General features: G+C 71.9%; 19 protein-coding genes and 2 pseudogenes. 9 read left to right on the top strand and 12 right to left on the bottom strand.

The features are described 5' to 3' along the window. Positions 1-6: 6 nt before the first annotated feature. From SSOG_RS42755 to SSOG_RS58775, 4 genes and pseudogenes are all read right to left on the bottom strand, one after another. Positions 7-882, bottom strand: coding sequence for an ABC transporter permease (locus SSOG_RS42755; protein WP_009720557.1), 876 nt, complete (start codon positions 880-882; stop codon positions 7-9). Next, positions 879-1,382 (bottom strand): AAA family ATPase, encoded by a 504-nt coding sequence (locus SSOG_RS57730; protein WP_425385480.1) that lies wholly within the window; start codon positions 1,380-1,382, stop codon positions 879-881. Before SSOG_RS57730 ends, SSOG_RS42755 begins: the two co-directional genes overlap by 4 nt. Further along, positions 1,368-2,230: pseudogene (locus SSOG_RS58780) on the bottom strand (ATP-binding cassette domain-containing protein); the annotation flags it as partial. The pseudogene SSOG_RS58780 and the gene SSOG_RS57730, both read right to left, overlap by 15 nt. A 507-nt stretch (positions 2,231-2,737) precedes the next feature. Next, positions 2,738-3,673: pseudogene (locus SSOG_RS58775) on the bottom strand (alpha/beta fold hydrolase); the annotation flags it as partial. 164 nt (positions 3,674-3,837) lie between these two features. Between SSOG_RS58775 and SSOG_RS49915 the strand changes: the two are divergent. Further along, positions 3,838-5,520 carry a tetratricopeptide repeat protein gene (locus SSOG_RS49915; protein WP_050800185.1) on the top strand — a complete coding sequence of 561 codons (1,683 nt, stop codon included), beginning with the start codon at positions 3,838-3,840 and terminating at the stop codon, positions 5,518-5,520. After that, on the top strand, positions 5,486-6,916 hold the full coding sequence (locus SSOG_RS49910; protein ID WP_050800184.1) for a CHAT domain-containing protein: 1,431 nt from the start codon (positions 5,486-5,488) through the stop codon (positions 6,914-6,916). Before SSOG_RS49915 ends, SSOG_RS49910 begins: the two co-directional genes overlap by 35 nt. 40 nt (positions 6,917-6,956) lie before the next feature. On the opposite strand, the gene SSOG_RS42740 is transcribed toward SSOG_RS49910, so the two are convergent. Beyond that, positions 6,957-7,487: a TerD family protein gene (locus SSOG_RS42740; RefSeq protein ID WP_009720554.1), complete on the bottom strand. Its 531-nt coding sequence runs from the start codon at positions 7,485-7,487 to the stop codon at positions 6,957-6,959. A gap of 229 nt (positions 7,488-7,716) precedes the next feature. Between SSOG_RS42740 and SSOG_RS42735 the strand changes: the two genes are divergently transcribed. Next, on the top strand, positions 7,717-8,085 hold the full coding sequence (locus SSOG_RS42735; RefSeq protein WP_009720553.1) for a BlaI/MecI/CopY family transcriptional regulator: 369 nt from the start codon (positions 7,717-7,719) through the stop codon (positions 8,083-8,085). Between the two features lie 124 nt (positions 8,086-8,209). Further along, positions 8,210-8,995, top strand: a complete 786-nt coding sequence (locus tag SSOG_RS42730) for a M56 family metallopeptidase (RefSeq protein ID WP_342634397.1) — start codon at positions 8,210-8,212, stop codon at positions 8,993-8,995. A 35-nt stretch (positions 8,996-9,030) separates the two neighbouring features. On the opposite strand, the gene SSOG_RS42725 is transcribed toward SSOG_RS42730, so the two are convergent. The 3 genes from SSOG_RS42725 to SSOG_RS42715 all read right to left on the bottom strand — a co-directional run bounded on the left by SSOG_RS42725 (position 9,031) and on the right by SSOG_RS42715 (position 10,759). Continuing rightward, complete coding sequence (locus SSOG_RS42725) at positions 9,031-9,678, bottom strand: DUF305 domain-containing protein (protein ID WP_245606516.1); 648 nt, start codon at positions 9,676-9,678, stop codon at positions 9,031-9,033. 59 nt (positions 9,679-9,737) lie between these two features. Next, positions 9,738-10,163 carry a DUF6153 family protein gene (locus tag SSOG_RS51750; RefSeq protein ID WP_009720550.1) on the bottom strand — a complete coding sequence of 142 codons (426 nt, stop codon included), beginning with the start codon at positions 10,161-10,163 and terminating at the stop codon, positions 9,738-9,740. A gap of 116 nt (positions 10,164-10,279) precedes the next feature. Next, positions 10,280-10,759: a YflT domain-containing protein gene (locus tag SSOG_RS42715; RefSeq protein WP_050800183.1), complete on the bottom strand. Its 480-nt coding sequence runs from the start codon at positions 10,757-10,759 to the stop codon at positions 10,280-10,282. A gap of 138 nt (positions 10,760-10,897) precedes the next feature. On the opposite strand from SSOG_RS42715, the gene SSOG_RS42710 reads away from it, so the two are divergent. Then, on the top strand, positions 10,898-13,915 hold the full coding sequence (locus SSOG_RS42710; protein ID WP_245606515.1) for a SpoIIE family protein phosphatase: 3,018 nt from the start codon (positions 10,898-10,900) through the stop codon (positions 13,913-13,915). A 4-nt stretch (positions 13,916-13,919) separates the two neighbouring features. Here SSOG_RS42710 and SSOG_RS42705 read toward each other — a convergent pair whose 3' ends face one another. Further along, positions 13,920-14,807, bottom strand: a complete 888-nt coding sequence (locus tag SSOG_RS42705) for a dihydrodipicolinate synthase family protein (protein WP_009720547.1) — start codon at positions 14,805-14,807, stop codon at positions 13,920-13,922. 124 nt (positions 14,808-14,931) lie between these two features. Between SSOG_RS42705 and SSOG_RS42700 the strand changes: the two genes are divergently transcribed. Beyond that, a complete protein-coding gene (locus SSOG_RS42700; protein WP_009720546.1) occupies positions 14,932-15,924 on the top strand; it encodes a 2-hydroxyacid dehydrogenase in 993 nt (330 codons plus the stop codon). A 5-nt stretch (positions 15,925-15,929) separates the two neighbouring features. Next, on the top strand, positions 15,930-17,261 hold the full coding sequence (locus tag SSOG_RS42695; protein WP_009720545.1) for an MFS transporter: 1,332 nt from the start codon (positions 15,930-15,932) through the stop codon (positions 17,259-17,261). Positions 17,262-17,336: 75 nt separating this feature from the next. Here the strand turns inward: SSOG_RS42695 and SSOG_RS42690 are convergent, their stop codons facing one another. Then, a complete protein-coding gene (locus SSOG_RS42690) occupies positions 17,337-17,621 on the bottom strand; it encodes a hypothetical protein (RefSeq protein WP_039940094.1) in 285 nt (94 codons plus the stop codon). Positions 17,622-17,758: 137 nt separating this feature from the next. Between SSOG_RS42690 and SSOG_RS42685 the strand changes: the two genes are divergently transcribed. Beyond that, positions 17,759-18,127, top strand: a complete 369-nt coding sequence (locus SSOG_RS42685; protein ID WP_009720543.1) for an arsenate reductase family protein — start codon at positions 17,759-17,761, stop codon at positions 18,125-18,127. Between the two features lie 78 nt (positions 18,128-18,205). On the opposite strand, the gene SSOG_RS57055 is transcribed toward SSOG_RS42685, so the two are convergent. Continuing rightward, complete coding sequence (locus tag SSOG_RS57055; RefSeq protein ID WP_245606514.1) at positions 18,206-18,475, bottom strand: AMP-binding enzyme; 270 nt, start codon at positions 18,473-18,475, stop codon at positions 18,206-18,208. A 4-nt stretch (positions 18,476-18,479) separates the two neighbouring features. Further along, positions 18,480-19,829 carry an AMP-binding protein gene (locus SSOG_RS42680; protein ID WP_245606513.1) on the bottom strand — a complete coding sequence of 450 codons (1,350 nt, stop codon included), beginning with the start codon at positions 19,827-19,829 and terminating at the stop codon, positions 18,480-18,482. 301 nt (positions 19,830-20,130) lie between these two features. Here SSOG_RS42680 and SSOG_RS42675 point away from each other — a divergent pair. After that, a partial coding sequence (locus SSOG_RS42675; protein WP_009720541.1) for a M6 family metalloprotease domain-containing protein occupies positions 20,131-21,515 on the top strand: 1,385 nt, incomplete at its 3' end.

The following is a 21,515-nucleotide window of genomic DNA, read 5'->3' as shown; positions in this document are numbered from 1 at the left end:
GGGCCCCTAGGACACCACGTCCTTCCGGCCGAAGCCGCGGAAGGCGAGGGCGAAGAGCACCAGCGCGTACGCCACCGACACCGCCGTGCCCTTCAGCATTCCGCCCCACTCCAGTTGGGGCTGGAGTGCGTCGGCCCAGGCGAACTGCCAGTGCGCGGGCAGGAACTCGCGCCAGGAGCCCAGCGCCGTGACGGCGTCCAGCACATTGCCCACGATGGTCAGCCCGACCGCGCCGCCCACCGCACCCAGCGGTGCGTCGGTGACGGTCGAGAGCCAGAACGCGAGGGCGGCGGTGATGAGCTGGGACAGGAAGATGTACGTGACCACCAGGGCGAGCCGGGCGAGGGCATCGCCCGTGGCCAGCTCGCCCCCGGTGGGCAGGCTCAGCGGCCCCCAGCCGTACGCCACCGTCCCCACCAGCAGCGCGACGAGCGGCAGCAGCACCATCGCGGCCGCGCTGAACGCCAGCGCCACGGCCAGCTTTCCGGCCAGCAGCCGCGCCCGGGGCACGGGCGCGGCCAGCAGATAGCGCAGCGAGGACCAGTTGGCCTCCGAGGCGACGGTGTCACCGCAGAACAGCGCCACGGGCACGACCAGCAGGAAGGCCGCCGAGACGAAGAGCGCGGTGGCGGCGAGGTTGGCGCCCGAGGAGGTGGCGGTGTCCATCAGGCTGACCCGGTCGTTCCGCCCCTCGGGCGTACCGCCGATCGCGAACGCGGCGACGAGGACGAACGGCAGCGCGGCCAGCACCACGCCCATCACCAGGGTGCGGCGCCGGCGCAGCTGCCGTACCGCCTCGACCCGCAGGGGCAGGGTGTGGCGCGCCCGGTAGCCGGGCGCCGCCTCCGTAACGGAACTCACGGGGCTCACGGAGCTGCTCATGCGGATCCTCCTTCGATCAGCGTCAGGAACGCGTCCTCCAGGCGCCGGTTGGGCCCGAAGCTGGTCACCGGGATCTCCAGCCGCACCAGCTCGGCGAGCAGCCGCGCCGGGGCGGCGCCGTCGACCAGGACGAGCAGCCCGGCGTCGGTGCGCACCGCGGAGGTGATGCCGGGCAGCGCGCTCACCTTGTCGACCAGGGCGTCGTTCAGCTCGCCCTCGTGGCCGACCAGCAGGCTCTCCCCGGTGCCGGTGATCTCGCCGACCGGGCCCGCCTGCACCAGCCGCCCGCGGTCCATGACGACCAGATGGGTGCAGGACTGTTCGACCTCGGCCAGGAGATGGCTGGAGACGATCACCGTGCGGCCTGCGGCCGCGTACCGGATCATCACCTCGCGCATCTCGCGGATCTGGGGCGGGTCGAGGCCGTTGGTCGGCTCGTCCAGGATGAGCAGATCGGGCAGGCCCAGCATGGCCTGGGCGATGGCGAGCCGCTGCCGCATGCCCTGGGAGTACGTGCGCACCGCGCGCTCCAGTGCCTCGCCGAGTCCGTCGATCTCCAGCGCCCTCGTCGAGGTGCGCGTCCTCCGGCGGGCCCCCCGGTGGCCCCCCAGTACAGCTCCAGGTTGGCCCGTCCGGTCAGATGCGGCAGGAAGCCCGCTCCCTCGACGAAGGCGCCCACCCGGGACAGGACGGGCGCGCCGGGCCTGATGGCCTGGCCGAAGACGCGGATCTCCCCGCCGTCCGGGCTGATGAGGCCCATCAGCATGCGCAGCGTGGTGGTCTTTCCGGCGCCGTTCGGCCCGAGCAGTCCGAGCACCTGTCCCTTCTCGACGCGGAAGGAGAGGTCGCGCACGGCGTACCGGTCGGCGGACTTGGCGTAGCGCTTGCTGAGGTCGGTGATCTGGAGCGGTACGTCGGTCAGCGCGGGGTCCGGCGGCGGCGCGGACGTCGGCCGCCTGCCGGTCAGCAGCAGGGCGAGCGCCACCACGGCGCCGCCCAGCGGCAGCCCCCACACCCACCACGGCAGCGAGGCGGGCTCGGTGTGCACCCCGGGGGCGGTCGGCACGCTCAGGCCGTCGCCCGCGAGTGCGACGCGGTACGTGGCGGGCTGGTCCGGGGAGGCGTAGCCGAGGTCGGTGGAGGCGAGCACGAGTCGCAGCGAGTGGCCCGCGATGACCTCGTGGTCCACGGCCGGCAGCCGGAGCGTGACGGTCTTCCCCTTCTTCGCGTCGGTGACGCGAACGGGGGTGACGAGCTGGGAGGGCAGTGTCTGCTGTCCGTCCGGCCCGACGTCGTACACCTTGGCGAACAGCACGGCGTCGTCGGTGTCCGCCCGCACGCGGACCTTCACCTCGGGCGTGCCGGTGATGCGCAGGGACTGCTTCAGCGGCGCGGAGTCGAACCGGGCGAACTGGCCCGGGACGTCGAGGGAGACGCCGATCCCGAACGAGGACGCCTGGGACAGCGCGGCGATGCCCGGCACCGTGGAGACCGACGGCGGTCCGCCGCCGGGCGGGTTCGCGAACGACTGCTCGCGGCCGCGCAGCGCCACGTTCCGGCGGCCGTCCTCCAGGCCCGGGTAGCGGTCGCCGGTGGCGCCGCGCAGCTGGATCGCGCCGTTGGTGGAGTCGACCCCGCCGGAGCGGGTGACCCGGAAGGCGGGCCCGGTGTCGGTGGCCTTGTCGTTCTTGAGGTAGCGGTCGAACCAGTCCCGGGTGCGGGACTGGACCCGCCCGGTCTCGCGGTCGCCGCCGTCGTGTCCCCCGTCGGTCCAGTCGACGTCGACCGGGGCGCCGTTGGCCTTGATCGCCTTCGCCATCGCATCGGCCTGGCCGAGCGGGAAGAGGGAGTCGGACTGGCCCTGGAAGATCAGCGTCGGGACCTTGATCCGGTCGGCCACGGCGGACGGGCTGCGGGCCTCCAGCATGCGCCGGGCGGCGTCGTCCGGCTTCCCGGCGACCGCGACGCGTTCGTACATCGCGCACAGCTGCTTCTCGAACCGGCCGCAGCCCTGGTTCCGCCCGTCCGCGCCGGGCGGGGCGCTCGGGGCGGCCTGACCGCCCTGGCCTTCCTGACCACCGCCCTGGGCACCGCCCTGGCCGCCTCCGCCGCCGCCCTGCGGGCCGGACTCGTCCTCGGAGCCCTGGGAGTCCTGGCCCTGCTGACCTCCGGAGAGATCGGCCGAGCCGGTGGTGAAGAAGAGCCCGGCCCACAGCTTCTTGAAGACGCCGTTCGGGAACAGCGCGTCGGCCAGGTTCCAGTAGGTGATCTCGGGCGCGATCGCGTCGACCCGTCGGTCGTACCCCGCGGCGAGCAGCGACATCGCCCCGCCGTACGAGGCTCCGGCGACGCCCACGCGCGGATCGCCCTGGGCGTCGAGCCGCACCTCGGGCCGCTTGGCCAGCCAGTCGATCAGCCGCCGGGCGTCGGCCACCTCATGGTCCGGGTCGTTGAGCCCGATCTTGCCGGTCGATGTGCCGAAGCCACGCGCCGACCAGGTCAGGACGGCGTAGCCGTCCCGGGCCAGCTCCTCGGCCTGCTCCCGGACGTCCTCCTTGCTGCCCCCGAAACCGTGGGCGAGCAGCACCGCGGGACGGCGGCCCTGGCCCGCGGTGAAGTACGAGGTGTCCAGACGCGTCCCGGGCATGTCCAGCACCCGGTCCGTACGGTGCACGGCCGGCCGGTCGTCGGCGGCTACGACGGTGGCCCAGGTGCCCGTGCCCGCGAGGACGGCGACAGCGGCCACCGTCGCGAGCAGCCGCCGACCGCGCAGGGCCTTTCGGAGATCCATGACAGAACCCTAGGCATGAGATCCCGACGTCGGCGCTGACATCAGACGGATTCCGTCCTGCTTCTCAAGGAGTATCCGGCAACGCGCCGTACACCCGGTGCGGTACGCCGCGGATCACTCCGTTCCGCCCTCGCGGAGGTGCGGCACGCGTCACAATGTGGCCCATGGGGGACTATCTGGACGAAAATCTGCGCCGTTTGCTCCGCGAGGCGATGGCCGATCCCGACCGTAACCGCCCGTTCTCCGCCGACCGCCGGGAGTCGGTGCTGTCCCCGGAGACCCTGCGCAACATGGCCGGGATCGTCGACCGCGCCCGGGGCCGTCTGACGCCCGCGCAGGTCAGTCCGGCCGAGGTGGACATCGAGGCGGTCTATCTGGCGGCCTGCTTCCATCTGGCCCGAGGCCCCCACGCCCCCGAGGCCGAGGCCGCGGAGGACCGCCTCGCCGCGGGCTTCCTCTTCTCGGTCGTGCACGCGCTGCGGCCCGCCGCCCTCCCCCGGTCGCTCAGGGAGGGGCTGGCCGGCACGACCGCGCGCGTGGCACCGGCCTGGAAGATCCTGCACGCGATCTCCGTCGTGCTGTTCTCCGCCAGTGCGTCCGCCCGGGACGAGGCCGGGCTGTGGCGGGCCGCCGAGATGTTCCGTCACACGCGGGAGATGGCGCCCGAGAAGGACGCTCCCCGGATCCTCTTCAACGAGGGCTCCGCGCTGGCCACGCTCTTCGATCTCACCGGGGATCAGACGCTGATCATCGCGGCGGTCGCGCTGATGCGGCAGGCCGTGGCGGCGTTCCCCGACGACGAGGAGCCGCCCGCCGCGGTGCTGGAGGCGCTGGCCGCGGCGCAGGCCGAAGTGGCACCGCCCGCCCCCGCGGCCGACGATGCCACGCCGGGCGGGCGCATGGCCCGGTACGGCCTGACGGGGGCGCCGGGCGATCTGGACACCTCCATCGCGGGCGTACGAGCGGAACTGGACGCCACACCCACCGGCGATCCGGCCCGCGAGGGGCACCGGATCAGTCTGGGCAATCTGTTGCGCATGCGCTTCGAGGCCACCGGCCACCTCGGCGATCTGACCGAGGCCATCGGCCTCCTGCGGGACACCCTGCGGACCGTGACCGACGACGCGCTGCGGTCCCCGGCGTACTCCCTGCTCGGCCTCGCCCTCCTCGACCAGTACGTCAACACCGGCGACCCGGCCGACCTCGACGCGGCGACCGCGGCCGCCCGGAGCGCGATGGCGGGCAGCACTCCCCTGTCACCCCACCACGGCCAGCTGCTCACCAATCTGGCCGCCGTCCTGCACACACGCTTCCAGGCCCACGGCGCACTGGCAGAACTGGCTGAGGCCATCCGCCACTTGGAGCACGCGGTGGCCGCCACTCCGACCCATCAGCACGACCATCCCGTGATGCGGATCAAACTGGCCGTGGCCCTCGGGGCGCGCGGGCGGCACACCGGGCAGGTCGCCGAGGTCGACCGCGGTGTCGAGGTGCTGCGGTCGGTGCTCGCCGGGCTTCCGGCCGCCAGCCCGCACTGGCAGGCGGCGAGCATGGAGCTGGGCGCGCTCCTGACGGCACGTTCGGGAATCACCCACGCCCCGGGAGATCTCCTCGCCGCCACGCGGCAGTTCCGCGCCACCGCGCTCGCACCCGGCGAGGACATCCGCATCCGGCTGCGCGCGGCCTGCCTCTGGGGGCTGAACGGCGCGTACTTCGGCGATCTGCCCGAGGCCACGCGGGCGTTCGGGGTCGCGCTGGACGATCTAAAACCACAAGCTCACCGGCCGGGCGCTGGACCGGCGGTCCAGGGAGGTGCGGCTGCGCGAGCTGCCGTCGCCGGCCTGTAGCGCCGCCGCCGTCGAGATCAGCGCGGGCCGTCCCGAAGAAGCGCTGGTACGGCTCGAACAGGGCCGTGGCGTGTTATTGGCCCAGGCGCTGCGGCTGCGCGGCCGCCACCCCGAACTGGACGCGGCGGCGCCCGAACTGGCCGGGCGGTTCGAGCGGGTGTGCGCCGAGCTGATCGAGGAGCGCGGCACCGCCCCGCAACGCGCCGCCCTGAACGCGGAGTTCGCGTCCCTCCTGACCGAGATCCGGCGGCTCGAGGGCTTCGAGCGGTTCCACCGGCCGCTCGACTGGGAGCGGCTGCGTACGGTGGCCGCGCACGGGCCGGTCGTGGTGCTCAACATCGCGGAGCTGCGCTGTGACGCCCTGCTGCTGCGCGCCGACGCCGACGGCGGGACCGGCGTCGACGTGCTTCCGCTCGCCGGGATCACCCGGACCGAGGTCGGCCGCCGCTCCGCGGGCTTCCACGCCGCGGTCGCGGCGCTGTCCTCCGCCGCGGGTCTGGCCGAAGCGGACACCCACCAGCGGACCATGGACGACACACTGGAGTGGCTGTGGGAGCACATCGCGGGCCCCGTCCTCACCCGGCTCGGGCTGGACCGGCCGGTGGGGGCCGAGGGCGGGGAGTGGCCACGGCTGTGGTGGTGTCCCACCGGACCCCTGGCCCTGCTGCCGCTGCACGCGGCGCGGTGCCCCTCGGACGGCAGCCATGTGCAGGACCGGGTGGTGTCGTCGTACACCCCGACGCTGGGCGCCCTGCTGCACGCCCGGGACCGGGCGGCACCGTCCGGCAGGCCGCCCGCGCTGGTCGCGGTGGGAGTGCCCGCGCCCCCGCCCGGTGCGGACGGCGCCGCGCTTCCGCCGCTACCCGCGGTGTACGACGAGCTGGCGGCGGTGGCCGGGCTGGCGGTCGGGCAGTCCCGGCTGCTGGGCGCGGACGCCACCCCCGAGGCCGTACTCGCCGCGCTGCGCGACGCTCCGTGCGCGCATCTGGCGTGCCACGGCTCGTACGACCCCGAGGATCCGTCGGCGGGCGGGCTGCTGCTGCACGGCGGCGAGCTGACCGTGCACGATCTGACCACCGAGCGGCTGGACCAGGCGGAGTTCGCCTATCTGTCCGCCTGCCACACCGCCGCACCCGGCACCGCCCTGGTCGACGAGGTGATCACGCTCGCCTCGGCGTTCCAGCTGTGCGGCTACCGCCATGTGATCGGCAGCCTGTGGACGCTGAAGGACGCGATCACACCCGCTCTCGCCCGGGACACGTACGGGGCGCTGGGCGCGGCGCGGTCGACGGCAGGCTCGGCACACGCGCTGCACCGGGCGGTCCAGCGGCTGCGTACTGAACGGCGCTACGCGGGACCGCTGTTCTGGGCGTCAATGATTCACATCGGCCCGTAGCGGGGTGCGCCCGGGCGACAGAGAAAACGCACAAATGCGGTCAGGAATAATCCTTGCCCATCACATCCGTAAACGCTTCCGGGTCGACGTCGAATCCACGGATGACGCTGTGGATTCCCCACTCCCCCGCTTCGTCCCGGGTGAACTCCGCAACCGTGGCTGCTGTGGCTCCGGGGACGCCGGTGAAATCGCCTTCCATCAGCTCGGTATATCCCTCGACAATCCGGACGCTGGTGTTCCGGACATCGCCGAAGGTCTTCCGCCCGGCGTTCTGCTGGATGGCCACACCCACGACGACCCGGGAGTACTCCTCGGAGAGCCGCTCGAACTCCAAGGTCATCGCCTCGTCGGTGCCCAGTCCCTGGCCGGTACGGCTGTCCCGGTTGAGGTAAATGGTGCCGTCGGGCGACCGGCTGTCGAAATGCACCAGATACGCGGGTTCACCGTACGGATCGGCCGCACGGTAGGTCCCGGCGACGATGTCGAGATCATTGGGGGGCTCCCCGCTGGGGCTGGGGTCCCACTTGAGGGCCACCTCGATTTTCCCGAGCCCCTTGTTCAGACCACTCATCCAGACTTCCCTTTCCCCTTACCCGTGTTGAATACGCGTCCGGTCAATCCTATCGTGCGCAAGGCCAGTTGAGGCTTTGGCCAGGGGCGGAACGCCCGGCGCTCCGGATGATCGGCGATCTTCCGGGCCCGCCCGGCATTCCCCCCGGTGTCCACCTCGCGACGAGGGCTCTCTACTATGGGCCTCCGTACTAACGGAGGTAAGCGTCTGACGGCGGAAGGAAGCGTCCATGCGGCGGCTGGGGGATCTCGAGGCGGAGATCATGGACCGTCTGTGGACGTGGCGGCGTCCGGCGACGGTGCGGGAGATCGTCGACGACATCAACACACAGCGGCCGGTCGCTTACACCACGGTGATGACCGTGGCCACCATCCTCTACAACAAGGGCTGGCTCCAGCGCGGCAAAGAGGGCCGGGCCTGGCTGTACTCGCCGGTACGCAGCCGTGAGGAGTACTCCGCCGCGCTGATGGAGGACGCGCTGGGCACCAGCCAGGACCGCCCCGCGGCGCTCGCCCACTTCGTCGAGCAGATGGGCCCCGAGGAGGTCAGCGCCCTGCGCAAGGCGCTGCGGGCGGCCGGGCGGCGGAACCAGGAGTGATCCCGGCGCTCGCCCTGGCCTGCTACGCGGCCGCGGTCGGCATCCTGGCCCCGCGGATCCTGCTGCGCAGCGCCTGGCCGCACCGCTCCCCCGCGCTCGCCGAGCCGGCGTGCAGGGCCTGGCTGTGTCGTTCACGGACGCGCTGGCGCTGGCCGCGTACCACCTCGCCGTCCCGACCGGACACCTCGACGCGGGAGTGTCCGGCTTAGTGCACTTCTGCGGGCTGACGTGGCACGCCCGCGTTCCCGTGCCCGGCCCCTTCGATATCCCGGCCGTCGTGCTGCCGCTCCTCGTGGCGCTGCTCACGCTCGCCCGCTTCGGTCTCGAGGTGTTACGGGCGCGGCGGGCCCGCTCCCGCCACCTGGGCGTACTGGACCTGGTCGGCCGGCGTTCGGCGGGGCTGCGCGCCACCGTCCTCGACCATGAGCTGCCCGCCGTGTACTGCCTGCCGGGGCGCTGCCCGCGCGTGGTCGTCAGTACGGGGGCGCTGCGCGTGCTGTCCGGCGCCCAGCTCGACGCCGTACTGGACCATGAGCGTGCGCACATCGTGGGCCGCCACCATCTGGCGCTGGCCGCGGCCGAGGCGTTCGCCAGGGCCTTCCGGTGGCTGCCGCTGGCCCGCGCCGCCCGCGAGCAGACGGCGATGCTGCTGGAGATGGCGGCGGACGACCGCGCGCTGCGCCGCCACCCGCGCGAGACGCTCGCCACGGCGCTGTACGAGATGGCGGCGGGCCGTACCCCCCGCGGGGCCTTCGCGGCCGGTGGCCCCGGGTGCCCCTGGTCCGGCTCCGGCTGCGCCGCATGCTGGGCCCGCACCGCCGCCCGCATCCCGCACTCCGGTTCGCGGTGGCCACGGCCGCCGCGGCCCTCCCGCTGCTGCCCGTGGTGGTGGGCTGCGCCCCGGGGATGATGTAGCCGCCCCCGGGGCGCCGCGGCTCAGAGCCGTCAGAGCCGGTCGAGGATCTTCCGCAGGGTGGTCACCTCGGCCGACTGGTTCTTGATCACGTCACCGGCGAGCTTCTTGGCGGTGACGTTGCGGCCCTTCTTCTGCTCGTCCTCGGCCATGGTGATCGCGCCCTTGTGGTGGTCGATCATCATCTGCGCGAAGGCGCGGTCGAAGGCGGCGCCCTTGGCGGCCTCCAGCCGGTCCATGTCCTTCTCGGACATCATCCCGTCCATGCCGCCCGATCCGTGATCCATGCCGGGCATGCTGTCCTTACCGCCCGAGGAGGGCGAGACCGACTTGCCCCAGGACTTCAGCCAGGACTTCATGGTCCTGATCTCGGGGTCCTGGGCCTTCTCGATCTTCCCGGCCAGCGAGGTGATCTGCTGGTCCCCGGCCCGGCCGTCCGCGAGCTTCGCCATCTCCAGCGCCTGCTGATGGTGCGGGATCATCATCTGCGCGAACGAGACGTCCGCGTCGTTGAAACCGCCCGGCGCCGGGGTCCCGGTGGCCTTCGCGGAGGCGGAGGAGTCCTTGCTCCCGTGGTCCATGCTCTTCATGTCGTCGTTCCCGCCGCAGGCGGTGAGCAGCAGCCCGCCCGTGGCGACGATGCCCACCAGTGCCAGGCGGCGGTGTCGGTAGTTGGTCATGCCGATGTACCTCATGTCGTGTGTGATGTCGGTGTTCTGCGGGGTGGCGGCGGTACGGCCTATATCCGCAGGACCGACAGCGTCGTGAGGTCGGGTCCCGGCGAGGGAGGGACGGGCCGCGGGACGGCGGCCACCGGTGCGGAGCGGGGCGGGGGCGGGCCACGGCGCCGTACGAAGGCGGCCCGCAGCACGGCCGTGAGCACCCATGTACCGAGCACCGCCACGCACAGCGACGCCATGTCCATCCCGGCCATGGGTGCGGACTGAGTGTCGTGCGAGGTCATGGCGGGCCGCTCAGTTCGCACATCGCTCCCCGTCGCCTGGTGCATCCCACCGGAGACGTGTGCGGAGGCATGTTCGGAAGTGCCCGGGCCGCCGTCGGGGTGGCCCATGGAGTGCATCATCAGCACACCGAGCGCGAGCAGGACGACAAACAAGAGGCGTCGCAGGACGCCGCCCGCTCGTACGCGTCCGCTCGCGTGCATGCCGTCCCCTCCGACAGATGACGATGATGGGTAGTCCGTCGCGATCACCTTACTGCTAAGGCAATTAGTACACGACGGGGACCCCCGTCAGCCGCCGGAGGCGGGGGCCGGGCGGGTCAGCCCTCCCGCCAGTCCAGCTTGACCAGCATGTTCTTCGCCTCTTCGGCCACCTCGGTGTCCGCGACCACGTCATAGCGCGCGGCCACGATCTGGCTCCGGGAGGAGAAGTCGCGGTGCCCACCGGTCATGGCGTGTCCGACGAAGCCCGCGATGGCGCCGAAGACCGCGCCGTAGAGGATGCCGCTCAGGATCAGCACCAGCACGCTGTGGGACCCCTGGGCGAACACCGACAGCAGCAGCCCGATCAGCAGACCGAACCAGGCGCCGGTGCCCAGCCCGGCGAGGGCGGCGCGGCCGCGGGTGAGGCGCCCGAGCACCGTCTCGACCATGCGCAGGTCGGAGCCGATGATCGCGGTGTGCTCGACGGGGAACTTGTTGTCCGACAGGAAGTCGACCGCGCGCTGGGCGGCGGCGTAGGTCGCGTACGAACCGACGACCGGACGGTCGACCACCGCCGACGGCAGTTGCTGGGTCATCGCAGAACTCCCTCCGCGGCGCATTGACAGCGCCATCGAGGGTGAAACGCTTGAAAATACGGACATATTCTTACTAGAGAGACTGACCCCGCCGAGGGCCGGGCCAGTCCGTCCGCCTCGCAGAGCACAGGTGATCGCGTGGGTGTAGACGATCGGCACCCGGCACAAGGCCATGCACCGGCACAGAACCATCCCCCGGCGCAGGAGCGCACCCCGGCGCGGGAGGCGGAGCGGGCCCGGCTGCGGCTGCTCGAAGCCGCGAGCGGAGGTGTCGGCGACGCGGAGCTGCTGCGGCTGGCGCTCGACCATCTGGTGTCCGGGCTCCAGGGCCTGGGCGGCATGGCGCATCTGCGCAGGCCGGACGGGCTGGGGCTGCGGCTGGTGGCCACCAGCGGCATCAGTGGTCCGCTGCTCAGGGCGTGGCAGGACATCGAGTGGGGCGCGTCGGTCGCTCCGATGACCGCCTTCCACAGTGGCGCCGCCCTCTGGGCCGCCGCCCCGGCCGAGGGCGGCCCCCTCGCCCTGAGCATCCCGCCCGGTGTGTGCATGGCGGCCATCCCGGTGCCCATGAACGGCAGGCCGCCGCTCGCGGTGCTGTCGGTGCTGACGTCCGCGCCACGGGCGGGCGACGCGGCCCAGCGCCATCTGGCCCATACGGTCACCGGCTGGCTGGCCCGGCGGCTGCGGCTGCTGGCGACGGCCACCGCGGACGGCGACCGGGTCCGGGAGCCGGAGGAGCGGCGATCCGGCCCCTGGGTGCAGCGGGCGCTGCACACAGCGCGGATCGGCGCCTGGGAGTGGGATCTCCGCGGCGCCACCCTGACCTGCGACGACCAGGCGCAGACGCTGCTGGGGTTCGAGCCCGGCAGCTTCGACGGCCAGGTCAACACCTGGCTGAGCGCCATCCACCCCGAGGACATGCCCTGGGTGCAGGCGGTCTCCAACGCGGAGGCGCTGCGCGGCCGCGACGAGTACAGCGTCGAGTACCGGGTGCGGCAGCCCGACGGGACGTACCGCTGGGTGCAGGCGCGCGGGACCGTGGCCGCCCGCACGGACGGCGTTCCGGCCCAGGTGGTCGGCACGCTGTGGGACATCACCGAGACCCGCCGCTCCCGGGACGCCTTCAGCCGCGCCCTGCGATACATGGGCGACGGGTTCCTGGTGGTCGACGAGGGCGGGCGGATCATGTTCGGCAACGTCGAGGCCGAGCGTTTCCTCGGGGCCTCCGGGGAGCTGCGGGGCCAGGTGCTGTGGGAGCTTCCGCGGGCGCGGGCGATCGGTGTGGAGCCGCGGTTCCGGCGGGCGGCGGAGGCACGGGCGCCCATCGACTTCCATGCCCGCTGGCCGCGCAGCAACCGCTGGTACCACATCCGGCTGGTCCCGGTGCCCGACGGGATGACGGTGCACATCACGGATGTCACCGACCGCCGGGCGCTGGACGCCGAGCGCTCGGCCGCCGCACACGCCGCCACCGAGCGCGCCACCCGGATCGCCGAGCTGACCAGTGCCTTCGCCGAGGCGCTGACCACGCAGGACGTGGTGAAGGCGGTCGCGGACCGGGTGCTGCCGCCGTTCGGGGCGACCGGGCTGATCTGCCAGCTCATCGAGGACAAGCGGCTGCGGGTGGTGGGTTCCACCGGCTACTCGGACGCGTTTGTGAGCTTCCTCGACAACGTTCCCCTGCCGCCGGAAGCCCCCCTCCACACGCCCGTCGTCCAGATCCTCGGCTCCCGCACCCCGCTGTTCATCTCCTCGCCCGAGGACTACGCCAAGCGCTTCCCGGAGGTGGTCGGCTATCTGCCGCTGAGCGAGAAGAAGGCGTGGGCATTCCTCCCCCTGGTGGCCTCGGACCACCGGGCCGGCTACTGCGTCGTCTCGTTCGACCGGCCGCGCCACTTCAGCGACGAGGAACGCACGCTGCTCACCGCGATCAGCGGGCTGGTCGCCCAGGCGCTGGAGCGGGCCCGGCTGTACGACGCCGAGCACACCCGCGCCCAGGAGCTCCAGCGCGGACTGCTCCCCCGTACCCTGCCCGCGCTGCCCGCCGTCACGGCCGCCGCGCGCTATCTGCCGGCCGGTGAGGGCATGGAGGTTGGCGGCGACTGGTACGACCTGATCCCGCTGTCCGGGGAGCGGGTGGCGCTGGTCATCGGCGACGTGATGGGCCACGGGCTGTCCGAGGCGGCCACCATGGGGCGGCTGCGGACCGCCGTGCACACGCTGGCCGATCTGGAGCTGCCGCCGGATGAGCTGCTGACCCACCTCAACGATCTGGTGGGGGCGCTCGGCGACGACTTCTACGCCACGTGTCTGTACGCCATCTACGACCCGACCACCAGCGTGTGCGCCTTCGCGTGCGCGGGGCATCCGCCGCCCGCCATCATCCACCCCGATGGCACGGTGCACTCCCCCGGATTCTCCCCCGACCCGCCGCTCGGCGCCGCGACCCCGCCGTTCGAGACCATCGAGGTGCAGCTGCCGGAGGACAGCATCCTGGTGCTGTGCACGGACGGGCTGATCGAGTCCGCGACCCGTGACATCGACCACGGGATGGCGTACCTCTCCCGCATTCTGGCCGACGCGCTGGCCAGGACGCCGGATCTGCTGCCGCGTCCGAGCGCCACCGGTGACGGCGGTTCGGCGGTGGACGACGGCGACGGACGTGTCCTCGGCCAGCTCGACCGGCTGTGCGACACCCTCGTCGCCACCCTGCTGCCCGAGCAGTCGCGCACCCAGGACGATGCGGCGCTGCTGGTGGCCCGGACGCATTCGATGACCGCGGACAGCATCGCGTCCTGGCGGCTGCCCGATGCGCCGATCGCCGCCGGGGAGGCCCGCCACCACGTCCGGGACCAGCTCGGCGCCTGGCAGCTGGACGAGCTGGCCATGACCACCGAGCTGCTGGTCAGCGAGCTGGTCGGCAATGTGGTCCGGCATGCCAAGGGCCCCATCAGGCTGCGCCTGCTGCGCAGCCGCAGCCTGATCTGCGAGGTGTCGGACGGCAGCCCCACCACGCCGCGGATCCGCCGGGCCTCGGACACCGACGAGGGCGGGCGGGGCCTCCAGCTGGTGTCCGCGCTCTCCCACCGCTGGGGCACCCGCTTCACGCCGACGGGCAAGTGCATCTGGGCGGAGCAGCCGCTGCCCGCGAGCTGATCGCTCAGGCGCCTGGGCGGCCGGACACCTCACCGGCCAGCGCCTCGATGTCGGCGGCGGTCGCCCGGTCCGGGTCGCCGACGGTCATCCGCGAGGTTCCGGCGGGCAGCCCGCGGGCCGTCTGGGCGTGCTTGATCCGGCCGATGCTGGGGCCGAGGAGACCGACCGTGCGGTCCACCAGGTCCTGGAGCGCGGCGAGCCGGGCCGGGTCGGTGGTGTCGTCGCGCAGCGCCGCTGCCAGGTCGAGGAAGGGCTCGGGGAAGGCGGCCGAGCAGCCGGAGACCACCCCGGCGCCACCGGCGGCCAGCACATCGGCGAGCCGCTGGTCGTTGCCCGAGTAGACCTCGAACTCCTCGGGCAGTTCGGCGCGGTACGCGGCCACCTCGGTGGAGGGGGTTCCGCTCAGCTTGACGCCGGCCAGCCCGCACGAGGCGGCCAGCTTGCCGAATTCCACCGGGTCGACCGTCAGGCCGCTGCGCTCGGGGAAGAGGTACGCGTACAGCTGGGCATCGGGGGCGGCGAGCCGGATGCGGCTGAAGTACGCCTCCAGTTCGTCCGCGTTCGCGGGCAGGTAGTACGGGGTGAGCGCGGCGATGCGCCGGGCACCGGCCGCCACGGCGGCCCGGGTGAGCCGGACGGCGGTGTGCGCGTCGGCCGCGCCGATGTGGGCGATCACCCCGTCGGTGCCCGCCTCCTGCAACGCGGTCTCGATCAGCAGCAGCCGTTCGCCCTCGCTCAGGGCGGGGAACTCTCCGGTGGTTCCGGCCACGAGCAGCTGTCCGGTGGTGCGGGCGGCAAAGCCGTACTGGGCGCGTGCCGCGTCCAGGTCGAGATCGCCACTCGGGGTGAACGGCGTGGTGAGCGCGGTGACGACGGTGCGCTGACGGTCCATGTGCGTACTCCTCACTCGGAAAACCGTTATCCGTTTTCGGTTAACCGTTGACAGCGATCGTAACCGTGGCGAAAACTCATGCCACCCCCCAGGGCCCCCAACATCACTCCAGGAGCCGCATGTGATGTCCGAACATCTCGTGACCCTGTACCACCTGAACGATCTCGGCGCCGACGAGCTACGTCGGTTGCTGCCCGGCCACCCCGATCTGCGCATCACCGAGATCGGGCCGGACGAGGACCCGCACGACCACCGGGACGCGCTGGCCGATGCGACGATCGTCCTCGCCCCGCTGGAGAAGGAGCGCCGCATCACCGCGGAGCTGCTCGACGGGATGCGGCGCTGCCGCCTCGTGCAGTCGGTGGCCGTCGGCTTCGACGGCGTCGACCACCACGCCGCCGCCGAGCACTCCATACCGGTCGCGAACATCCCCGGCTTCAACACCGACGCCGTGGCCGACTGGACGGTCGGCGCCCTGCTCTCCCTCCTGCGCCGCTACGCGGCGGGTCACGCGAAGATCGAAAGCGGTGGCTGGGGGCCCGAGGGGCTGCGGGGGCGCGATCTGTCCGCGCTCACCGTGGGCATCGCCGGGTTCGGCAGCATCGGCCGCGCCGTCGCGCGCCGCCTCGACGGTTTCGGAAGCGACGTCCTGGTGCACGACCCGGTGCCCTCCGAGCCCGACCGTACGTATGTGGGCCTGGACGACCTCGCCGCCCGCTCCGACGTACTCACCCTTCACATGCCGCTGAACGAGGCCACCCGTGGTGTCGTCGGCGACGCCCTGCTGTCCCGGATGCCCCGGGGGAGCTATGTCCTCAACGCCGGACGTGGCGGTGTCCTGGACGAGGACGCGCTGGTCAAGGCGCTGGACTCGGGACAGCTGGCGGGCGCCGCGCTCGATGTGTTCGCCGAGGAGCCGCTGCCCGCGGACTCCCCGCTGCGCGGCCGGTCCGATGTGCTGCTCACCCCGCACACCGCCGGGGTCACGGTCGAGGCGTACCACGCCATCCGGGCACGGCTCGTCGAGAGCGTGGACCGGGTGCTGTCGGGCGAGGCCCCGCGCAACGTGGTCAACGGTGTCATCAGCGACGGCGTCCGGCCGTCGGCGGGGGTGTGAGTGCGATGGCTCTCGGCAAGACATCCGCACAGGCCCCGGTCACCGCTCCGAAGAGATCAGGCGGCCGCGTAGGCAAGGTCCGCTTCGTCGTCCTCGGGCTGCTGTTCGCCGGCATCACGATCAACTACATCGACCGCGCCACGCTCAGCGTCGCGCTGCCGCACATCACCGATGACCTCGGCCTGTCGGACGGGGTCGGCGGACTGCTGCTGTCGGCGTTCTTCTGGACGTACGCCTTCGGGCAGATGCCCGGCGGCTGGCTCGCCGACAAGGTCGGCCCGCGCATCATGCTCGCGGTCGCGAGCCTGTGGTGGGGGCTGGCCACCGCCGCGATGGGCATGGCCCGTGGCGTGGCGTCGCTGGTGGGGCTGCGCGCCCTGCTCGGCCTCGGCGAGGCACCCAGCTTCCCCTCGAGCGCCAAGGTGGTCTCCCGCTGGTTCCCGGCGTCCGAGCGCAGCTTCGCCTCGGCGACCTTCAACAACGGCAACGCGGTCGGCGGCGCCCTGTCCATCCCGCTGGTCACCCTGGTGGTCACCGGCCTCGGCTGGCGCTGGGCGTTCGCCATCGCGGGCGGCCTCGGGGTGCTGTGGGCGCTGGGCTGGTGGCTCTACTACCGCGACCCGAAGGAGCACCCGAAGCTCAGCGCCGCGGAGCGCGAGTACATCGAGTCGGGACAGGAGAAGGAGACGGCCGAGGAGGCCGCGGCGAGCGCCCGGATCGGATGGCGGGACCTGTTCCGCTTCCGGATGATCTGGGCGATGATGCTCGGCTTCTTCTGCGTCAACTTCGTCGCGTACTTCTTCATCACCTGGTTCCCCACCTTTCTGGTGGACGAATACCACCTCGACGCGCTGTCCTTCGGGTTCCTCGGCATGATTCCCGGCATCGCGTCCATGCTGGGCGGCTGGTCCGGCGGGCTGTTCTCCGACTGGCTGGTGCGGCGCGGTACCGAGCGCACGAAGGCACGGAAGATCCCGCTGGTCGGCGGGCTGCTGGGCACCTCGGTGATCGCGCTCGCGGTCATCTCGCCGGGTGTCGGCACGGCGCTGACCGCCCTGTCGGTCTCCTACTTCTGTTCCACCTTCGCGGCGGCGAGCGTCTGGGCGCTGCCCGCCGACGTGGCCCCGACGGCCGCACACGTCGGCTCGATCGCCGGGATCCAGAACACGGCGGCCAACATCGCGGGCATCCTCTCTCCGCTGCTGCTCGGGGTACTCAAGGGCATCACCCACTCGTTCATGCTGCCCCTGGCCCTGGCGGGGTGTGTGGCCCTGCTCGGCGCCGCCACCTACGCGTTCCTGCTGCCGAAGGTCGAGCGCCTGAAGCTGGCGGAGTGACAGGGGAATCGGAGTGAGGGGGATGGGGTCCCCGCCGCGCCCCGGTGAAGAGGGCGCGGCGGGGACCCGGGCCGGTCAGCGGTCGTTTTCCTGAAGGAGCGCGCGCACCATGCGGCACGTGGTGTTGGACGGCGGGTGCACGCCGATCCGGACCGCGGTGGCCCGTATCTTGCGGTTGCGCGCCTGCTCGGGGCGGTACACACCGGAGTTGAGCAGAGCGATGGCCAGGCGCATGGCCTTCAGCCGGCGGTTGTGGGTCTCGTACCACTCACGCGGACGCCCGGCGGGCATGCGCTTCTTCGGCAGGGTCGTAAAGCTCGGCAGGTCCGGAAGAGGGGTAGCGGCAGTGGCCATCGGCATCCTCCTGGGACGGTCGGTCACGCTCTCTTTCAATGCCTCCATTCTACTGGGGGGCACTGACAAAGCAGCCTGGTCAGGCGCCAGATGACCGGGATTCGACGGGCGTTGCGGGAGGGGTCTCGCGGTACGGTTGCGCCATGGAGATCTGGATCAATCCGGCGTGCTCGAAGTGCCGCAGCGCGCTCAGTCTGCTCGACGCCGAGGGCGCCGGGTACACCGTCCGCCGCTACCTGGACGACGTACCGAGCCAGGACGAGATCCGCGGCGTGCTGGCCCGGCTCGGGCTCGAACCGTGGGACATCACCCGGACGCAGGAGGCCGCGGCGAAGGAGCTGGGGCTGAAGGACTGGCCGCGCGACGAGGGCGCGCGCGACCGCTGGATCGCGGCGCTCGCCGAACACCCCAAGCTGATCCAGCGGCCGATCATCACCGCCGACGACGGTTCCGCGGTGGTGGGGCGTACGGAGGAGGCGGTGCGGGAAGCGCTGTCGCGCTCCACGAGCTGACGCCCGTACACACACTTTGGGCCCCGGTCCCCGTGCCGCGCACGGGAACCGGGGCCCATGGCCGTGGGGTCCGCCGCGTCAGCGGCCCCGGCCGGTGGTCGGCTGCGGACGCAGCAGGAAGCGCTGCGTCTTGCCGCTGGAGGTCTTGGGCAGCGCGTCCACGAAGTGGATCTGCCGCGGGTACGCGTGCTTGGCGAACTTGTCCCGGACGACCTGCTGCAGCTCGGCGGCGAGCGCCTCGCCCGGCCGGGCCTCGGGACGCAGGACGACGAACGCCTCGATGACCTCGCCGTACTCGTCGTCGGGGATGCCACGCGACGGCTCACACGGCTGATGCTCCTGGAGCACGCTCTCACTCGAAGGGGCCGATGCGGTAGCCCGCCATCAAGATGACGTCGTCGCCGCGCCCGGAGAAGAACAGAACACCCTCCTCGTCCTGCGCCGCGGTGTCGCCGGTGTAGAACCACCGCCCGTCGGGGCTGAACTTCTCGGCCGTACGCTCCGGGGCGCCCAGGTACCCCTTGAACCACATCAGCGGGCTGTCCGCGACGTCGATCGCCACCCGGCCGGGGACGCCCGTCGCCGCCTCGGCGGAGTTGGTGTCCTCGCGCAGGATCTTCACGCTCCAGCCGGGCAGCGGGCGTCCCATGGAGCCGGTCTTGAGGTCGGTACGCAGCGCCGCATGCCAGGCGTGGGCGATGACCATGCCGGTCTCGGTCAGGCCGTAGTGGTCGCGTACGGGGACGCCGAGAGCCTCCCGCGCCCAGTCGACCACGTCCGGGGGCAGCGGTTCACCGGCCGCGGAGCAGCAGCGCAACCGCAGGTCGCCGGGGGCGCCACCGGCGGCGCGCAGCTTACGGTAGATGGTGGGCCCGGCGGTGAAGTTGGTGACACCGAAGCGGGACAGCACGTCCCAGGTGCCCTCGGCGGAGAACAGGCTGTTCAGCAGCAGGCTGCGACGGCCGAGGGCGAGCGGGCCGATGATGGCGTAGTACAGGCCGTACGCCCATCCCGGGTCGGCCGCGTTCCAGAACACGTCGGTGTCCTGGTGGTCCAGGCCGAACTCCTGGTACATCACGAAGCCCGCGACGGCGCTCAGCGGGATCGGCACGGCCTTCGGAGAGCCCGCGGTACCGGAGGTGAACAGCTCCACGATGGGGGCGTCACCGCCGACCGCCACCGGCTCCGGCTGCGGTGCGTGCGACTCCAGCAGCTCGGAGAAGGCGAGGTCGGAGCCGGTGACCGGGCCGGTCGTGATGATCTGCCAGGGCCGCTCACCGGGGAAACCGGACTCCGGGTCCAGCTTCGGGCGCTGGTCGGCGTCCGTGACCACCGCCTTGGTGCCGTTGCCGATGGTCCGCAGCGCGATGGCGGGCGGGGCGAACGCGGTGAACAGCGGCACCTGGACGGCCCCGAGCCGCCAGATGGCGAGGGACACGATGAGCAGTTCGGCGGACTTGCCCATCAGGGTGGCCACCCGGTCACCGGCCCCGACGCCCAGGGCGGCGAGGGCACTTGCCATGCGCGACGAGCGGTCGCGGAGCTCAGCGAACGTCATGTCATGGCTGGTCAGGTCCTTGCTCACCAAGGTGAACGCCACGGCGTCGGACGGATGCCGGTCGCACAGCAGATACGCGGTGCACGCCGCTGGCTCACCGAAGGTCTTGAGCAGGTCAGCCATACGCTGTTCTGGGCTGGTCAAGAGGGCTCCTTGGACTGGTTTCCACACGTCGCGCCATACGGGAGGTCGGCGCCAGCCTTCCCGTTGGCCTGTACACGCTATCGCGCTTTCCGATGTGCTCCGCAGCCGTGTGCGGTGGGATTCCGGCTCGTCAACGGCTCGAACGGCTCGTCAGCGCGGTGGCGGCACGTGCGGTTTCTGTCGCGGAAGCCACAACGGCACTCTGGCGTCACCTCGACCCCCGGCTTACCGTGGCAGCCGTAGTCCTCCCGTTCGCATGTCTGGTCATGTCTGAGCACCACTTCCGGACAAGAGGTGAGCCTTGTTCCTCCGCCGAAGACGAGTCCGCCGATTAACGGTCGTCGCCACCCTCCTCGCCGCCCTGGCCGCCGTCGCGGCGGGGCCCGCGGGGGCCGCACCCGACCGTACGCCGAGCGCCCGGCCGCCCCTCGTCGACCCGATCGACCCCCAGCGCTGGCAGAACCCCGACGACATGACGTGGGCCGACTACCGCGCTGTCCCCGGCACCCGCTGGGCCGACCCGGACGTCGAGCCCACCCAGCGCACCTTCAAGGGCGCGCTGGTGCTCCTCGACTATCCGGACGAGGAGTTCACGGTCAGCCAGCCCGCGGGATCGACCCTGTTCGGCAACCCGCAGCCGTCCGCCTCCGGCATACCGCGCGACCGTCTGCCCCAGTTCTACGAGGACTTCCTCAACAAGCCCGGCGCGCTCAACAACGGTCACACCATCAACGAGTACTGGATGGAGGATTCCGGTGGCCGCATCGGCGTCGACCTGACGGCGTTCGGTGTGTACCGCATGCCCGCGAAGTCCTACCAGTACGGGGTGGAGGACTCGATGAACCCCGGCGCCTGCCCGGCCGGGGACACCTGCGACATGGACATCCGGGCCGACGGGAAGGCGGCGTGGACCGCCGAGGTGGGCGACGAGGAGACCAAGAAGTTCGACTTCGTCTTCTATCTCACGGCCGGGCAGGACGAGTCGTCCACCTGGCAGGAGTTCGGCCAGATGAAGTTCGCCGACCGGCAGGACGTACCGGCCGTGTGGGGCCCGCCCGTCTCCACCGGGAGCAACGCGGCGGCGACCCGCTACGTACCGTGGACGTCGTGGCAGGCCGCGGCCCGTATCTGGCCCAACGCCACGGACGGCTCGTCCCTCCAGACCGAGAGCTCCGGCATGGCCGTGTACGCCCATGAACTCAGCCACATCCTGGGCATAGGCGACAACTACAACAACCCGTACGGCACTCCCCTCAGCCGCTCCTACACCGGCATCTGGGGCATGCTCTCCCGCGGCTCGTTCAACGGCCCCGGCGGCCCGCACACCCGGTGGCAGATACCCGCCACTGCCGGCGGTTCGATGGGCGCCCAGCATGTGCTGCGCGACAAGCTGAAGCTGGGCATCGTGGACGAGAAGAACGTGCTGCGCCTGGACCGGGACGCGCTGGCGGACTCCGGAATGGCCGTCGCCCGGGTCACGGCGCGTTCCGCGCCACCGGGCGAGAAGGGGCTCGCGGGCGTCAACATCACCCTGGGCAGCGACCTCTCGCCGTCCTGCGACCGGAAGACCGACCCCCTGTGCGACGGCGGCGGCTACGACAACTACACCGTCGAGGTCGTGGACCGCATGGGCATGGACTCGTTCACCCCGGACAACGGAGTGCTGATCAGCAAGACGAAGAACAA

Origin of the sequence: Streptomyces himastatinicus ATCC 53653, from assembly GCF_000158915.1 — a bacterium.
Lineage (GTDB): Bacteria > Actinomycetota > Actinomycetes > Streptomycetales > Streptomycetaceae > Streptomyces > Streptomyces himastatinicus.
This window is presented reverse-complemented; position numbering and strand designations above follow the sequence as displayed.

Bases quoted from the DNA above. Each gene is read 5' to 3' on its own strand.
- SSOG_RS42755 (WP_009720557.1), bottom strand. From the start codon at position 882: ATGAGCAGCTCCGTGAGCCCCGTGAGTTCCGTTACGGAGGCGGCGCCC.
- SSOG_RS57730 (WP_425385480.1), bottom strand. From the start codon at position 1,382: ATGCGGCAGCGGCTCGCCATCGCCCAGGCCATGCTGGGCCTGCCCGAT.
- SSOG_RS49915 (WP_050800185.1), top strand. From the start codon at position 3,838: ATGGGGGACTATCTGGACGAAAATCTGCGCCGTTTGCTCCGCGAGGCG.
- SSOG_RS42740 (WP_009720554.1), bottom strand. From the start codon at position 7,487: ATGAGTGGTCTGAACAAGGGGCTCGGGAAAATCGAGGTGGCCCTCAAG.
- SSOG_RS42735 (WP_009720553.1), top strand. From the start codon at position 7,717: ATGCGGCGGCTGGGGGATCTCGAGGCGGAGATCATGGACCGTCTGTGG.
- SSOG_RS42725 (WP_245606516.1), bottom strand. From the start codon at position 9,678: ATGACCAACTACCGACACCGCCGCCTGGCACTGGTGGGCATCGTCGCC.
- SSOG_RS51750 (WP_009720550.1), bottom strand. From the start codon at position 10,163: ATGCACGCGAGCGGACGCGTACGAGCGGGCGGCGTCCTGCGACGCCTC.
- SSOG_RS42715 (WP_050800183.1), bottom strand. From the start codon at position 10,759: ATGACCCAGCAACTGCCGTCGGCGGTGGTCGACCGTCCGGTCGTCGGT.
- SSOG_RS42705 (WP_009720547.1), bottom strand. From the start codon at position 14,807: ATGGACCGTCAGCGCACCGTCGTCACCGCGCTCACCACGCCGTTCACC.
- SSOG_RS42700 (WP_009720546.1), top strand. From the start codon at position 14,932: ATGTCCGAACATCTCGTGACCCTGTACCACCTGAACGATCTCGGCGCC.
- SSOG_RS42695 (WP_009720545.1), top strand. From the start codon at position 15,930: ATGGCTCTCGGCAAGACATCCGCACAGGCCCCGGTCACCGCTCCGAAG.
- SSOG_RS42690 (WP_039940094.1), bottom strand. From the start codon at position 17,621: ATGCCGATGGCCACTGCCGCTACCCCTCTTCCGGACCTGCCGAGCTTT.
- SSOG_RS42685 (WP_009720543.1), top strand. From the start codon at position 17,759: ATGGAGATCTGGATCAATCCGGCGTGCTCGAAGTGCCGCAGCGCGCTC.